Genomic DNA, 13,547 nt, shown 5'->3' with positions numbered 1-13,547 from the left:
CGCCGCGGGCTATCGCCCCCGCCACCAGGGAGCGCCGCTCCAGCGCCACGCCGGCCCCCAGGCGGACCGCCTCCAGCACCAGATTGGAGTCGTTCAGGCGCAGGCCCGCGGGGACGATCGGCTTTTCCAGCCCCGCCTGGCTGCACCAGGCGTTCCAGGACTCCATGGAAAAAATAATATCGCTGGCGGCGATCGCCTGCGGGGTGGTCGGCAGGTTACCGCCGCGATAGCCGGGGGCGGCGACCACCAGCTGTTCATCGGCAAACAGATGCCGGCTTTCCATTCCCTCCCAATCGCCTTGCCCCATGCGAATGGCCAGATCGATACCCTCCTGTTGCAGGTTAACCACCGCCAGGCTGGTCAGCAGGCGCACCGCGATCTGCGGATGCCGCGCCTGAAAGCGCGCCAGCCGCGGCAGCAGCCAGTGGCAGCCAAAGGAGGGGAGCGTCGCCAGGGTCACTTCCAGGGTGCGGGGTTTGATCTGCACCATGCGCGTGGCGTCGGCGATGTGCTGTAACGCCTCGCGGATTTGCAGGGCATAGAGCCGTCCTTCTTCCGTGATGCGCACTCCGCGGCCGTGGCGGATAAAGAGCGTGACGCCGACCAGGGCTTCCAGCTGTTTGATGTGCTGGCTGACCGCCGAATGGGTCACGCTCATCTCGTGGGCGGCCTGCGTTACGCTGCCGAGGCGCGCCACCGCCTCAAAGCTGCGCAGGCTGGCGACAGGGGGAAAATCTGCCATGGTGATCTCTCAGTCAGTGAGTCGATACGTTAACGTTACTATCGGGTTAGCGGGTTTTATAGCCGCCGCGAACAGGCTGAAAAAGGGGCTAAATGCCGCCTCAGTCGGTATAGCACAAGGGGGACTGGAGGGCTACAGCGAGTCGCCAATCTGTTAGTTTTACTAACCGTTGCGGTAAGTATCTGGTGATATTCGCGGCATCGGTTTTCCAGTAAGGTAAAGCCGCAACCTCTTTATCGCAGGCAGGAGTGACGATGAAACTCATTGGTATGATGGATTCACCTTATGTAAGACGCGTGGCGGTTTCTCTGGCGCTCTATGGCGTGGAATTCGAGAGCCTGCCGCTATCGGTCTTTAGCGGCTTTGACGAATTTTCCCGCATTAATCCGGTGGTCAAGGCGCCGACGGTGGTGCTCGATAACGGGACGCAGCTGATGGACTCCACGCTGATCCTCCACTATTTCGAAACGACCAATCCGGCCGGGCGCCGGCTGCTTCCCGCGCATCCCGAGGCGCTGGCCCGCGATCTGCACCTGCTGGGGGTGATCCTCGCCGCCTGTGAAAAAGCGGTCCAGCATGTTTATGAGCACCGTCTGCGGCCGGAAGAGAAGCAGTATCAGCCGTGGGTAGCCCGGGTGACCGGCCAGCTGCTGGCCGCCTGTCGGGAGTGGGACGCCCGGCTGGCAGACCGCGCCGCCGCCGCGCAGCCGGATCAGGTGATGGTCACCAGCACGGTGGTCTGGTCCTTTATCCAGTTGATGATCCCGGCGGTGGTGTCGGCCGCGGCGTTTCCGCATATTCGCGCGCTGGCGGAGAAGGGAGAGGCGCTGCCGGCGTTTCAACAGTATCCGCTGGGTTAACGGCAGGGGTGGAGAGGGGCGCCGCAGCGTGGCGCCCTGAAGCAGGAGAGGATCACCAGCAGACAAACCCGCCGTCGACCACCAGGTCTACGCCGGTGCAGAACGAGGCGGCGTCGCTGGCGAGGAACAGCGCCGGGCCGGCTATCTCTTCCACCTTCGCCATTCGCTGCATCGGCGTCTGGCTTTCAAACTCGCGGGTCTGGTGCACCATCTCCGGACGGGTATTCATCGGCGTGGCGGTATATCCCGGGCTAATGGAATTGACGCGGATCCCTTTGCCCACCCACTCCATCGCCAGGCTTTTCGACAGATGGATCACGCCGGCTTTGGAGCAGTTGTAATGCGCCTGGTCGAGGCCGCGGTTAACAATAATCCCCGACATCGAGGCGATATTGATAATCGACCCGCCGCCGGACTCCAGCATCAGTTCCGCTTCCGCTTTGCAGGAGTTCCATATGCCGGTGAGATTGATGTCGATAACCCGTTGCCACTGCTCGCTCTCCATCTCCAGGGCCGGATTGGCGTTGGCGATCCCGGCGGCGTTAACGGCGATATCGAGGCGGCCATAGCGGCTTTTGGCGAGCGCAACGGCGGCGCGCAGGTCGGCAATCTGGCGGACATCGCCGGTAAAAGAACAAGCCTGACCGCCGATGGATTCAATATGGCTGACCGTTTCCGCCAGCCCGCCGTCGTCGCGAAGATCAAAACAGACTACCCGTGCACCCGCGCTGGCGAGGCTGCAGGCGATGGTCTGGCCGATGCCGCTGCCGGCGCCGGTGACGAAAGCGACGCGATCCCGCAGGTTAAACAGCTGCTGTGCAAAGTCTTTACCGATCATAATGTTTACTCTCTTCAATATAGTGTCGAACGTCGGGAGCCCTGTTTCCCGAATGGCGGCGCGCCGCGCCTTATCCGGGCAACCTTTCGGCGGTGTTACGTAGCCCCGGTAAGCGAAGCGCCACCGGGGGGACGTCCCGGCGTGGTGGCGCCAATGCGGGACGCCTTATTCGGGCTATGGGGCCCGCTAACCCGCGGGGGATTACGACATAATCAAACCGCCATCGATATTGATGGTCTGCCCGGTGAGATAGCGCGCGTCGTCGGAGGCGAGGAAGGCCACCAGCCCGGCCACGTCTTCCGGCTTACCGGCGCGTTTCATTGGGATCCCTTCGACCCACTCGGCCATCAGTTCGCCCTTGCCGTAGCGCTTCTGCTCGGTGCTGAGAATTTCGCCCCACACGCGGTCGTTGTAATCCCACATCTCGCTCTCAATGATGCCGGGGCAGAAGGCGTTGACGGTGATGTTCCACGGTGCCAGCTCGTGCGCCAGGCTTTGGGTAATGCCGATCACGCCCATTTTGCTGGCGGCGTAGTGCGGCGTGTAGATAAAACCCTGTCGCCCCTGGCCGGAAGAGGTGTTGATCAGGCTGCCGTGATTCTGTTTCACCATATATTTGGCCGCCTCGCGGCAGCACAGCCACACGCCGGTGGTGTTGACCGCCAGCACTTTTTCGAAATCGGCTTTTGGCATCCGGTCGTAGTAATCGATGGTGATCACCCCGGCGTTCTGAATGGAGACGTCGATGGTGCCGAAGCGGGCGGCGGCCTGCTCATACAGCGACTGCACCTGCGCTTCGTCGGTCACATCGACCCGCAGCGATAAAATATCCGCCTGATAGCGCTGACGCAGCGTTTCGGCGGTCTCGTGAACGCGCTCGGCGTTGGAGACCATCACCAGGTTTGCGCCGTCGCGGGCAAAGCGCTCGGCAATGCCTGCGCCGATGCCGCGGCAGGCGCCGGTGATCACCACCGTTTTGTTCTGGAAATCTCGTTGCATATTTTTTCCCTTTCGCTGAGCCGGGCACCAGGCCCGGCGGAAGATGTGAATCGTTGCCGGTTAGCTGGAGGTGGCGCCGTTGGGGGGGATGGCGGCCAGTTTTTCCTCGTGGCGGCGCATCAGGATGACCTTGCTCTGCAGCTTCTGCTGGAACTGGTCGACGACCACAGCGGTGACAATCACCACGCCTTTAATCACCATCTGCCAGAAGTCGCTGACGCCCATCATCACCATGCCGTCGGCAAGGAAGACGATGACGAAGGCGCCGATAATTGACCCGGTCCCCCGGCCGCGGCCGCCGGCCAGCGCGGTACCGCCGAGCACGGTGGCGCCGATGGCGTCCATCTCAAACATGTTGCCGGTCATCGGGTGCGCGGTTTGCAGCTGTGATGCGACGATCAGGCCGACAAACGCCGCGCACAGGCCGGAGAAGGCATAGACGAATATTTTCGCTTTCACGATCGGCACGCCGGCGAGGCGGGCGGCAGACTCATTGCCGCCGATGGCGTAGATGTAGCGGCCAAGCGGCGTTTTAGTGGTCAGCCAGTAGCCCAGCACGAGGAAGCCGATCATCAGCCAGATCGGCAGATAGACGCCGAGCAGGGTGCCGGATCCGAGGGTGGCGAAACCGGTGTTGCCCAGCGCTTCCATGCCGTTGAGATTCGGGTAGGTGCTCCCGTCGTTAAACAGCAGCGCGGAGCCGCGGGCGACATACATCATGCCTAAGGTGCAGATAAACGGCGCCACGCCGAAGCGGGTGATCACCGCGCCGTTGACCAGACCGACCAGCACACCGAAGATCGCCACGCAGAGGATCACCTCCGGGACATTAAAGAAGAGGATATCGCCGTTCCACAGCGGCAGGCCGTTGGTCAGCAGCGCGCCCGCGACCATGCCGCAGATCCCCGCTACCGCGCCGACGGACAAATCAATGCCGCCGGTGAGAATGACCAGCGTCATGCCGATGGCCAGCAGGCCGGTGATCGCCACGTGCTGGGTCATGATCAGCAGGTTAGAGGCGGTCAGGAAGTTGGGTACCATCACGCTGAAGAACGCGATCACCAGCAGGAGGGCGATAAAGGTGCGGGCCTTCAGCAGGTACATATAAATCATATATTTCTGGTTCATGATGGATTCCAGCCTGATTAATCTTGAGGTGTTGAAGCCGCGATTAACTGTTCGCGGGTCACCGCATGGCGCGGTAAATCGGCGGTAATGCGGCCATCGGCCATCACCAGGATGCGGTCGGCCAGGGCCATCACCTCATCCAGTTCCGAAGATGAGAACATCACCGCCAGCCCCTGCTGAGCCATTTTGCCGATCAGGTGATAGACGTCGGTTTTCGCGCCGACGTCGATGCCGCGCGTCGGTTCGTCGAGGAACACCACCTGCGGCTGGGTCATCAGCGCTTTACCCAGCACCACTTTTTGTTGATTGCCGCCGCTCAGCGAGGTGATGGGCAATGTGGCGTCGCTGACCTTGATCGCCAGCTGCTGGATCATCTCTTTCACGCAGGTCTCTTCTTTTTGCGGGTTCAACCAGCGCCAGGCGCGGCGGAACCCCTGCAGGCTGAAATCAGAGAGCGTCATGTTGGCCTGAATCGACATCATCTGCACCACGCCTTCGCCCTGACGGTCCTCCGGCACCAGCGCCAGCCCCTTTTTCAGGCGCTGTTGAAAGCGAGATTTGCCGATGCTTTCGCCGTTAAGATGCACCTCGCCGCGCTGGCAGGGCATCAAGCCGACCAGGCCTTTAAACAGCTCGGTGCGCCCGGCGCCCAGCAGGCCGTAAATACCGATCACTTCGCCTTTGCTGAGGGTGAAGGTGACGTCATTGAGCTTGTAACCGCCGCTGGGATGCAGCGCGGTCAGCCCTTTGACGTCAAGCACTGCGTCGCCTTTTGGCGCCGGTTGATAATCAAAGTGTTTTTTCTTATCACCGACCATCTGCTCGATGATCCACGGTACGCTGGCGTCGCTGACGTGACGCTCGCTGATAAAGCGACCGTCGCGGAAAATGGTGATGTTGTCGCCAATCTCCATCAGCTCTTCGAGGCGATGCGAGATATAGATGATGGTCACGCCGCGCCGCTTAAGCTGCGCGATCACCTTGAACAGCACTTTGACCTCAGACTGGCTCAGCGCCGAGGTGGGCTCGTCCATGATCAGCACGCGGGTGTCTTTCGACAGGGCGCGGGCAATCTCGACTAACTGCTGGTGGCCGATACCGAGTTCACCCAGCGGAGCGTAAGGATCGACATCCAGCTCCAGCCGTTCCAGCAGCGATTTGGCCAGCGCGTACTGGTATTTTTCGTTAATGCGTCCTTTCTGAAAGAATTCATTCGCCATGAAGATGTTGTCCATCACATTCATATTGGGAAATAAATTCAGTTCCTGAAAAATAATACTGATGCCCAGTTTTTCTGCCTGATGCGTCGACTGTAATGAAACTGCTTCACCATCGAGGATAATTTGCCCGGAGGAGGGCGTTTCCACACCGGCAAGCATTTTCATCATGGTGGATTTACCCGCACCATTTTCTCCGATTAGCACGTTGACCTTATTTCGATAGACCCGGTAATTGACATTATCCAGGGCGGTTACGCCGGGATAGACGCGCGACAGGCCGCGGGTTTCGATAATCACTTCGGACTCAACGGGCTGGGGAGCGACGAGATCGTGCGGCGCCATATTATTGTCCCCCTGCATGAATGATTTTCGCCGGGGTAATTTCCGGGAGAGTTTGTGGAATATCCCAGGCCGAGAAGACGCCGTACACCTCCACGCTGTCGCCGGTTTTGACGTTGGCTGTCTGAATCATTTTGACCGCCTGACTGTTGATATTCTTGCTGTACTCGCCGAACAGCACCTGGTCATTAAAGTCCTGATAGCTGGCGCCGCTGTAGCCGTCGCGCAGCTGGGTGCCGCGCAGGGTAGGGCCAATCTGCACCGTCACCTTCCCGACGCTGGCGTCGGGCAAGGGCATTTTGCCGCTGCGCGAGGCGGTATCGAGTTTGCTGACGGTACCTGAAACCTTGACGTAGAAGATGCAGGGGTTTTCATCCTGCGCACGGTAGCCGAGGGTTTTACAGGCGCTATCAATGTCTTTTGCCGCCTTGAGCGCGCTCATCAGTTCCGCCGCCGGACGCGCTTTCGTCACCACCTGCGGTACGATGCTCTGCTGCCAGGTTTTATCCATATTCGCCATATGCGGGTTGGGCGGGGATTTCAGGTCTGCCAGCTCCTGCTGCGAGACGATGCGACAGCCCCCTAGCGCCAGTACGGCCAGCGTCAGACAGGTTTTCTTAAACATAATGCTCTCCTCTGCGCCCCCGCAGGGGCGCAACCACCCGAACTCAGGACTTAATGTTGAAATCCTGGACTTTATCGGCGTTATCCTGAGTAATCAGAATGCCGCGGAACATCACGCGCTGCTTCGCCGGCTTCTCGCCTTTTTGCAGGTAGTTATCCAGATCGGTGACGCCCTGAGCGGCGATGGCCTGCGCCTGCAGCATCACGGTTGCCTGCAGGGTGCCGGCTTTCACGGCGTCGCGCTCATCGTTGCTGCCGTCGATGCCGACGACGATCACATCGCTACGGTTGGCCGCTTTCAGCGCCGCAATCGCGCCAAGGGCTACCGGCCCGTTGCCACAGATGACGCCTTTCACGTCGGGGTGCGCCTGCAGGATGCTGTCCATGATGCGTTTGCCGTCGATCAGGGTGCCTTTGGCATCCTGTTTCGCCACGCTGACCATATCCGGATATTGGTCAATGATCTGATGGAAAGATTTAGAACGGGTGACGCAGTTATTATCGGCGAGGTTGCAGGTCAGCTCGGCGTATTTGCCTTTCTCCGCCATTTTCTCGACGAAGACGTTGGCGACCTCAGAGCCGGCCTGGAAGTTATTGTGGGTAATTTGTTCCAGTGCCACATCATCAACCGGAATTTCGCGGTTAATTAAGACCACCGGAATGCCCGCTTTTTTGGCTTTTTCAACGGCGGCGACGCTGGCGGTGGAGTCAGCGTTATCGAGAATAATGCCCTGCACTTTTTTACCAATCGCGGTGTCGATAAGCTCATTCTGCTTTTTGACATCTTCGCCATGGGACAGCACGGTGGTTTTGTAGCCGAGAGCTTGCGCTTTTTCGCTGGCGCCTTTGGCTTCCGAGGCGTAATACGGGTTATCCAGCGAGTTGACCATGATCATAATGGTGCCTTTCTCCGCGGCGTGCGCGGCAAAGGAGAAGGCGGTCAGGGTCGCAGCGGTTAAAAGGGTTATACGTAATTTCATGACTCTGTTCCTGTATTTTTATATTCGAACAAATGAGCCCCTGAGCGGGCAGGCTTTTACGGTCTGAAATTTCCCCTAATGTATTCGGGGATAGCGATATCGTTATGGGCCGGGTTTCTCCTGTGATAAGTGAATGCGTGTCGTCGCGCAGTCTGGCGGTCAGGCTGGCGAGTCCGGTTTCCATAATGTTCGGTCGACCGCATGGCGCCACTCCTGCCAGCGCGTTTGTAAGCGCTGGTGGCGGGCCATGTCGGGCTGAAAGGTGCTATGTTCGGTTAAGAAGGCCTGCAGATCGGCGGTCGATCCCGGATGGAGCGCTTTGCGTGCCAGCAACGCCGCGCCGATGGCGGACAGCTCCGGCACGTCGCTGCGCATCACCGGGCAGCCGAGCAGATCGGCCTGGTATTGCATCAGCCAGTCATTGTTGGTCGGCCCGCCGTCCACCATCAACGCCGTCAGGGTGAACTCCTCATGCTGACGCATCGCCACCACCACGTCGGCTATCTGATAGGTGATGGACTCCAGCGCCGCACGGATCAGATGCGCGCGTTTCACCCCGCGACTCAGGCCGCAAATCACGCCGCGGGCGCTGTCATCCCACCAGGGCGCGCCAAGACCGGTCAGCGCCGGCACGAAGTAGACCCCGAGGGTTGAGTCGACGGAGGCGGGGAGGGTATTCAGCTCATGGGCCAGCTCGGCGGCAGAGAGTTCGCTCAGTCCGGTGCTGTCCGCCATCCAGGCGACAGCATCGCCGGTGTGGGGAATATTCCCTTCCAGGCCCCACACCAGCTGGTCGCCATCGTGCCAGGCGACGGTGGTCGCCAGCGCGTCGATATCGCACTGCGCCGATTTGACCGGGGCCATGACCGAAGAGCCGGTGCCGTAGGTGGCTTTGACGCAGCCTGCCTCGCCGAGCGCGTGGCCGAACAGCGCGGCGTGGGAGTCGCCGATCATCGACATGATCGGAATACCGTCCGGAATGGCGGCCAGTCCTTTGGTATGGCCGAAGAGGCCGCTCGACGGTTTAATTTCCGGCAACGCCGCGCGCGGAATGCCGAACAGCGCCAGCATCTCGTCGTCCCACTCGCCGCGGTGCAGGTTCAGCAGCTGGGTGCGGGAGGCATTGCAGTAGTCGCAGCAGAAGGCTTCTCCAGCAGTCAGATTCCACAGCAGCCAGCTGTCGATGGTGCCGAGGCAAATCTCACCGCGTTCGGCGCGCAGGTGGCCATCGACAGTCGCATCCAGCAGCCAGCGCATTTTGGAGGCCGAGAACAGCGGGGCGATTGGCAGGCCGGTGGCACGCTTAATGTGCTGTTCCTGACGATCGTGACGCAGCGTGTCGCAGAACGCGGCGCTGCGGGTGCATTGCCAGGTAATGGCCGCGTTAATCGGTTCGCCGCTGTCGCGATACCAGCCGATGGCGGTTTCCCGCTGGTTGCTGATAGCCAGCGCGGCGACGTTTTCCGCGCCAACGTGGGCCACCGCGCTGGCGATCACCGTCAGTGAGGCGGTAACCAGCGCTTCGCCCGATTGCTCCACCCAGCCGTCGCGCGGCGTTTGGATCGCCAGCGGCTGCGAGAATTTGACGATAACTTTGCCCCGGCTATCCAGCACCACCGCTTTGGCGTTGGTGGTGCCTTCATCCAGGGCAATGATGAACTCTTTTGCTGTCGCCTGCATCGTGCTCTCCTCGGTCACTCGGTGTCCTGGAACCGCGAAGACGAGGAATATCTCCCACCGTCTCCTGCGTCTGTGCAGGCCATGTTGTGACATTTCATTATCATCTTTTTAATTACTGAATATATATTCGATAGTGATTATTTATTTGATACCTTAAGCCACAAACCCGGTGACGGGCTACCGGAAAAATCATCAATTGTGCTGGCAATCACATTTCGCCGATCGGCGAAAGCGGCGATAGGCGGCTGGAGTGGTTGATTAACTGATTGAATTTAAATGTATTAACAGAGCCAGCCCTGAAGCTAAAAAAGCACGTCAGGGCGGCAGAGAGGAAAAGCAGCGCGGCAGGTTAGTCGCTAACCAGCATGCGAGCGGTAGGGTAATCGGTGATTAAAACATCAATGTAGCCGCCGGTGAGGGCGCCTTTGATGGCCGCGACTTTGTCGGTACCGCCGGCCAGCGCGACCACGTTCGGGCATTTTTTGACCTTCTCCAGCGCCATACCGATCACCGGATCTTCATCATCGCGTAACACCGGATGGCCGTTTTTGTCGTAGTAGTGCAGGCAGATATCACCCACCGCGCCGCGCGCCGCCAGCACCTGCAGCATATCTTCGTGATAGTAGTTACCGGAGGTTTTCAGCAGTTGAGAGGGTTCGAGAATGCCGATGCCGACGATGGCGATATCCACTTCATCAAAGCGCGACACCACGTCAGCGACGTCTTTGCTGGCCAGCAGCCGGTTGCGCTCCTCCATGGATCCTTCGATGCTCTGTGACGGCAGCAGCCAGGCGTCGCAATTCAGGCGCTGGGCGAGGGTCTGGGTAAGAATCGTCGCCTGCACGTTACCGTTTGGCCCGACGCCGCCGAGCAGTTGGATCACGCCGCTGGCTTTCAGGTTTTGCGCATGAACTTCATCGACCATCGCGCGAATGGTTGAGCTCCACGAGGAGACGCCAATCAGATCTTTTGGCCGCAGCCGGGTTTCCAGATAGTGGGCGGCGGCGGAGCCAATCGCCCGCTTGATGGTATGATCGCTGGCCTCTTCCTCGGTATCCACCACCACCGCCTGCTTAAGGCCGTAGCGATCCTCAAGCCCTTTTTCGAGCTTCAGAAAGATGTTGGACGGCTGAACGACGCTGATCTTGACGACGCCTTCTTTCTGGCAGCGGGTAATGGCGCGGGAGACAAATGACTGAGACAGCGAGAGAAGTTGGGCGATATCAGACTGCTTTCGTCCTTCCAGATAGTAAAGCGTGGCAATCTTAACCAATAGCCGTTGTTCATCCTGCTTAGCCATATTAATCCTCGAAAATCATTTATCGCCTTTCTTCAGGCGGTTAGCTGCAGCCATTATCGTAGTGACTTTTATCATACGCGAAAAAAAATCAGACTTAAGTGTGACAGGCGTCTAACTTTTGCCAATCCTCAAAATCGACTATGGACAAAAACAAAACAGCCAGGCCATAATCGAATAAAGAATCATTATTGAATATATATTCAAGGCGATTTCGAGTCAATGTGTTTATCCGGGCTTCGCCTGGAGCGGGAGGCAGAATGTTCCTGAGTAGGGCGCTGTGGCAGAAGGCTTACCACCCGGCATAGGGATATCTGGTTTTTTTAGTCCTTGCTGGAATAAATATTCCATGCTGAAAATAAATTCAGAGGTGTGAAATGAATCCCTACAGATATGATATTCAGACGCTGGAGCGTAAAGCCCGCGCGGTGCGGCGCCATATTGTGCGCTTAAACGCCAATAGTCCGGCCGGCGGCCACACCGGGGCTGACCTTTCGCAGGTCGAACTGTTAACCGCGCTCTATTTCCGCGTCCTTAACGTCGCGCCGGACCGGCTCGACGACCCGCAGCGCGATATCTACATCCAGTCGAAAGGCCACGCCGTGGGCTGCTACTACTGCGTCCTGGCGGAAGCCGGCTTCTTCCCGGTCGAGTGGCTGGAGACCTACCAGCATGCCAATTCCCATCTCCCCGGCCACCCGGTGCGGCAAAAAACGCCGGGCATCGAGCTCAACACCGGCGCGCTGGGCCACGGTTTGCCTGTTGCGGTGGGGCTGGCGCTGGCCGCGAAGAAAAGCAACAGCACCCGCCGCATTTTTTTGATCACCGGCGACGGCGAACTGGCGGAAGGCAGTAACTGGGAAGCCGCCCTGGCGGCTGCACATTACGGCCTGGATAATCTGGTCATTATTAATGATAAGAACAACCTCCAGCTGGCCGGGCCGACGCGCGAGATCATGAATACCGATCCGCTGGCCGATAAATGGCGCGCCTTCGGTATGGAAGTCAGCGAATGCCAGGGTAACGACATGGCCTCGGTGGTCTCGGTCATCGAGGGGTTGAAGCAGGAAGGTAAACCCAACGTTATTATTGCCAACACCACGAAAGGTGCCGGTATTTCCTTTATCCAGGGGCGCCCGGAGTGGCACCACCGGGTGCCGAAAGGCGAAGAAATTGCACTGGCACTGGAGGAACTGAAAGATGAGTAATGCAGAACACCTGGCTAACGTCATGGTCGAAGCCTTTATCGCCGCCGTGGAGCGCGGCGTCGATCTGGTGCCGGTGGTAGCCGACTCCACGTCAACGGCCAAAATCGCGCCGTTTATTAAACAGTTCCCCGGCCGGCTGGTGAACGTCGGCATCGCCGAGCAGAGCATGGTCGGCACCGCCGCCGGTCTGGCGCTGGGCGGAAAAGTGGCTGTGACCTGTAACGCCGCGCCGTTTCTTATCTCGCGGGCCAATGAGCAAATCAAAGTGGATGTCTGTTACAACAACACCAACGTCAAGCTGTTTGGCCTTAACGCCGGAGCCAGCTACGGCCCGCTGGCCAGCACCCACCATGCCATTGACGATCTGGCGGTGATGCGCGGCTTTGGCAATATCCAGATCTTCGCCCCCTCCACGCCGCGCGAATGTCGGCAGATCATCGACTATGCTCTTGCTTATCAGGGCCCGGTCTATATTCGTCTCGATGGCAAGGCGCTGCCGGAGCTGCTTGACGAGTCGTATCGCTTTGTTCCCGGCGCCGTGTTGACCCTGCGCGAAGGCGAGGACGTCGCGCTGGTGGCCACCGGTTCGACGGTGCATGAGGTGGTGGAGGCGGCGCAGCAGCTTGCCGACCTCGGTATCCAGGCGAAAGTGATCAGCGTGCCGTCGATCCGACCCTGCGATACCGCGGCGCTGCTGGCGGCGCTCCGGCCGTGCGGCTCGGTGATCACCGTCGAAGAGCATAACGTCAACGGCGGGCTGGGCAGCCTGGTGGCGGAGGTGCTGGCGGAAGCGGGGGTAGGCATTGCCCTGCAGCGGTTGGGGATTCCGGACGGGGAGTACGCCGCCGCCGCCGATCGCGGCTGGATGCGCCAGTACCACAGGTTTGATGCCGCCGCCATCGTTGCCCTGGTGCAAAAAAGGGGCTGATGGCCTGAACGCCCGTCGCGTGAAGCGTGCGGGCGTTTACTGCTGCAATGCGCAAAGCGTAATGATCTGATCCTCCGACGCTATCCAGTGCAAGAGATAGCGCTGCTCCGCAAACATAAGCGCTAAGGTGCTTGCCGTTATTTCCACGATCTGAAAATCGGCGAACCCCAGCGCGCGCTGATTTGCCGCAGGCGTCGCCTTAAACCCACTCTCTTTTGCCGAAAACGCCAGCGTCAGCGCCAGCGGGAAGGGCAGGCCGCTGCGCAGCAGCGCCGTTTTTTCCGCCGGGCTGATAATGCTGCTCTCCAGCTCGGCGGCCAGCTGTGGGGTAAACCGGCGCTCGATATCGACGCCCACCGGCCGATCGGCGATCACCGCCAGCGCGCGCTGGCCGCAATGACTTATGCTGCCGAACCAGGGCGTGGGCCACAGCGGCTGGCGCTGGTCGCCGATGGCGGGAAGCCGTTTCTCCCCCACCTCGCGCAGGGCGTATGCCGCGGCGATGCGTCCGGCCAGGTGCTCCGCCTGCCGCTTGCCGCCCCACCCGGTCAGGCTGGCGTGATAGGGCAGCCAGAACAGATCTTCAGGCTGGAAAGTCGCCGGGTCGAAGTCGATCTGCTGGATGGTATAGCCGGCCAGAGGCAAAACGGTGCGATGGTGGCGCATAGGATAAGGTTACCGCGGTTGCCCCCCCCCCCCCCCCC

13 protein-coding genes are annotated in these 13,547 nt (G+C 59.7%); 3 read left to right on the top strand and 10 right to left on the bottom strand.

Going from position 1 to position 13,547, the window contains the following annotated elements; translation table 11 throughout:
* Positions 1–742, bottom strand: a 742-nt coding sequence (locus tag HMPREF9538_RS26480; RefSeq protein ID WP_009483800.1) for a LysR substrate-binding domain-containing protein, incomplete at its 3' end; no start/stop codon positions are given.
* 254 nt (positions 743–996) lie between these two features.
* Here HMPREF9538_RS26480 and HMPREF9538_RS26485 point away from each other — a divergent pair.
* Positions 997–1,602: a glutathione S-transferase gene (locus tag HMPREF9538_RS26485; RefSeq protein WP_009483799.1), complete on the top strand. Its 606-nt coding sequence runs from the start codon at positions 997–999 to the stop codon at positions 1,600–1,602.
* 52 nt (positions 1,603–1,654) lie between these two features.
* On the opposite strand, the gene HMPREF9538_RS26490 is transcribed toward HMPREF9538_RS26485, so the two are convergent.
* From HMPREF9538_RS26490 to HMPREF9538_RS26525, 8 genes are all read right to left on the bottom strand, one after another.
* The gene (locus HMPREF9538_RS26490; protein ID WP_009483798.1) at positions 1,655–2,440 is read right to left on the bottom strand and encodes an SDR family oxidoreductase; all 786 of its coding nucleotides are present in this window, start codon (positions 2,438–2,440) and stop codon (positions 1,655–1,657) included.
* A gap of 201 nt (positions 2,441–2,641) precedes the next feature.
* Positions 2,642–3,439 (bottom strand): SDR family oxidoreductase, encoded by a 798-nt coding sequence (locus HMPREF9538_RS26495; RefSeq protein WP_004176929.1) that lies wholly within the window; start codon positions 3,437–3,439, stop codon positions 2,642–2,644.
* A gap of 60 nt (positions 3,440–3,499) precedes the next feature.
* Positions 3,500–4,567: an ABC transporter permease gene (locus HMPREF9538_RS26500; RefSeq protein WP_009483797.1), complete on the bottom strand. Its 1,068-nt coding sequence runs from the start codon at positions 4,565–4,567 to the stop codon at positions 3,500–3,502.
* Between the two features lie 17 nt (positions 4,568–4,584).
* Entirely contained in the window at positions 4,585–6,129 is a 1,545-nt protein-coding gene (locus HMPREF9538_RS26505) for a sugar ABC transporter ATP-binding protein (protein ID WP_004176928.1), read from the bottom strand.
* Position 6,130: 1 nt separating this feature from the next.
* Positions 6,131–6,751 carry a DUF2291 family protein gene (locus HMPREF9538_RS26510; RefSeq protein ID WP_009483796.1) on the bottom strand — a complete coding sequence of 207 codons (621 nt, stop codon included), beginning with the start codon at positions 6,749–6,751 and terminating at the stop codon, positions 6,131–6,133.
* A 43-nt stretch (positions 6,752–6,794) separates the two neighbouring features.
* The gene (locus HMPREF9538_RS26515; RefSeq protein ID WP_009483795.1) at positions 6,795–7,730 is read right to left on the bottom strand and encodes a D-ribose ABC transporter substrate-binding protein; all 936 of its coding nucleotides are present in this window, start codon (positions 7,728–7,730) and stop codon (positions 6,795–6,797) included.
* Between the two features lie 159 nt (positions 7,731–7,889).
* On the bottom strand, positions 7,890–9,410 hold the full coding sequence (locus tag HMPREF9538_RS26520) for an FGGY family carbohydrate kinase (RefSeq protein WP_020316698.1): 1,521 nt from the start codon (positions 9,408–9,410) through the stop codon (positions 7,890–7,892).
* A gap of 349 nt (positions 9,411–9,759) precedes the next feature.
* Positions 9,760–10,710 carry a sugar-binding transcriptional regulator gene (locus HMPREF9538_RS26525; RefSeq protein WP_002893602.1) on the bottom strand — a complete coding sequence of 317 codons (951 nt, stop codon included), beginning with the start codon at positions 10,708–10,710 and terminating at the stop codon, positions 9,760–9,762.
* 374 nt (positions 10,711–11,084) lie between these two features.
* Here HMPREF9538_RS26525 and HMPREF9538_RS26530 point away from each other — a divergent pair, with 374 nt between their 5' ends.
* Both HMPREF9538_RS26530 and HMPREF9538_RS26535 read left to right on the top strand, forming a co-directional pair.
* A complete protein-coding gene (locus HMPREF9538_RS26530) occupies positions 11,085–11,915 on the top strand; it encodes a transketolase (protein ID WP_002893603.1) in 831 nt (276 codons plus the stop codon).
* The gene (locus HMPREF9538_RS26535; RefSeq protein WP_009483793.1) at positions 11,908–12,843 is read left to right on the top strand and encodes a transketolase family protein; all 936 of its coding nucleotides are present in this window, start codon (positions 11,908–11,910) and stop codon (positions 12,841–12,843) included. Before HMPREF9538_RS26530 ends, HMPREF9538_RS26535 begins: the two co-directional genes overlap by 8 nt.
* 36 nt (positions 12,844–12,879) lie before the next feature.
* On the opposite strand, the gene entD is transcribed toward HMPREF9538_RS26535, so the two are convergent.
* Positions 12,880–13,509, bottom strand: a complete 630-nt coding sequence (gene entD / locus HMPREF9538_RS26540; protein ID WP_009483792.1) for an enterobactin synthase subunit EntD — start codon at positions 13,507–13,509, stop codon at positions 12,880–12,882.
* Positions 13,510–13,547: the final 38 nt, after the last annotated feature.

This window comes from Klebsiella sp. MS 92-3 (assembly GCF_000195655.1).
Lineage (GTDB): Bacteria > Pseudomonadota > Gammaproteobacteria > Enterobacterales > Enterobacteriaceae > Klebsiella > Klebsiella pneumoniae.
The sequence above is the reverse complement of the archived record's forward strand: the minus strand, read 5'-3'. Positions and strand labels throughout refer to the sequence as shown.

What these genes read in the sequence shown, in the direction of transcription:
- HMPREF9538_RS26505 (WP_004176928.1), bottom strand. Translation starts at nt 6,129, where the DNA reads ATGGCGCCGCACGATCTCGTCGCTCCCCAGCCCGTTGAGTCCGAAGTG.
- HMPREF9538_RS26525 (WP_002893602.1), bottom strand. Translation starts at nt 10,710, where the DNA reads ATGGCTAAGCAGGATGAACAACGGCTATTGGTTAAGATTGCCACGCTT.
- HMPREF9538_RS26490 (WP_009483798.1), bottom strand. Translation starts at nt 2,440, where the DNA reads ATGATCGGTAAAGACTTTGCACAGCAGCTGTTTAACCTGCGGGATCGC.
- HMPREF9538_RS26510 (WP_009483796.1), bottom strand. Translation starts at nt 6,751, where the DNA reads ATGTTTAAGAAAACCTGTCTGACGCTGGCCGTACTGGCGCTAGGGGGC.
- HMPREF9538_RS26530 (WP_002893603.1), top strand. Translation starts at nt 11,085, where the DNA reads ATGAATCCCTACAGATATGATATTCAGACGCTGGAGCGTAAAGCCCGC.
- HMPREF9538_RS26515 (WP_009483795.1), bottom strand. Translation starts at nt 7,730, where the DNA reads ATGAAATTACGTATAACCCTTTTAACCGCTGCGACCCTGACCGCCTTC.
- HMPREF9538_RS26535 (WP_009483793.1), top strand. Translation starts at nt 11,908, where the DNA reads ATGAGTAATGCAGAACACCTGGCTAACGTCATGGTCGAAGCCTTTATC.
- entD (WP_009483792.1), bottom strand. Translation starts at nt 13,509, where the DNA reads ATGCGCCACCATCGCACCGTTTTGCCTCTGGCCGGCTATACCATCCAG.
- HMPREF9538_RS26520 (WP_020316698.1), bottom strand. Translation starts at nt 9,410, where the DNA reads ATGCAGGCGACAGCAAAAGAGTTCATCATTGCCCTGGATGAAGGCACC.
- HMPREF9538_RS26485 (WP_009483799.1), top strand. Translation starts at nt 997, where the DNA reads ATGAAACTCATTGGTATGATGGATTCACCTTATGTAAGACGCGTGGCG.
- HMPREF9538_RS26495 (WP_004176929.1), bottom strand. Translation starts at nt 3,439, where the DNA reads ATGCAACGAGATTTCCAGAACAAAACGGTGGTGATCACCGGCGCCTGC.
- HMPREF9538_RS26500 (WP_009483797.1), bottom strand. Translation starts at nt 4,567, where the DNA reads ATGAACCAGAAATATATGATTTATATGTACCTGCTGAAGGCCCGCACC.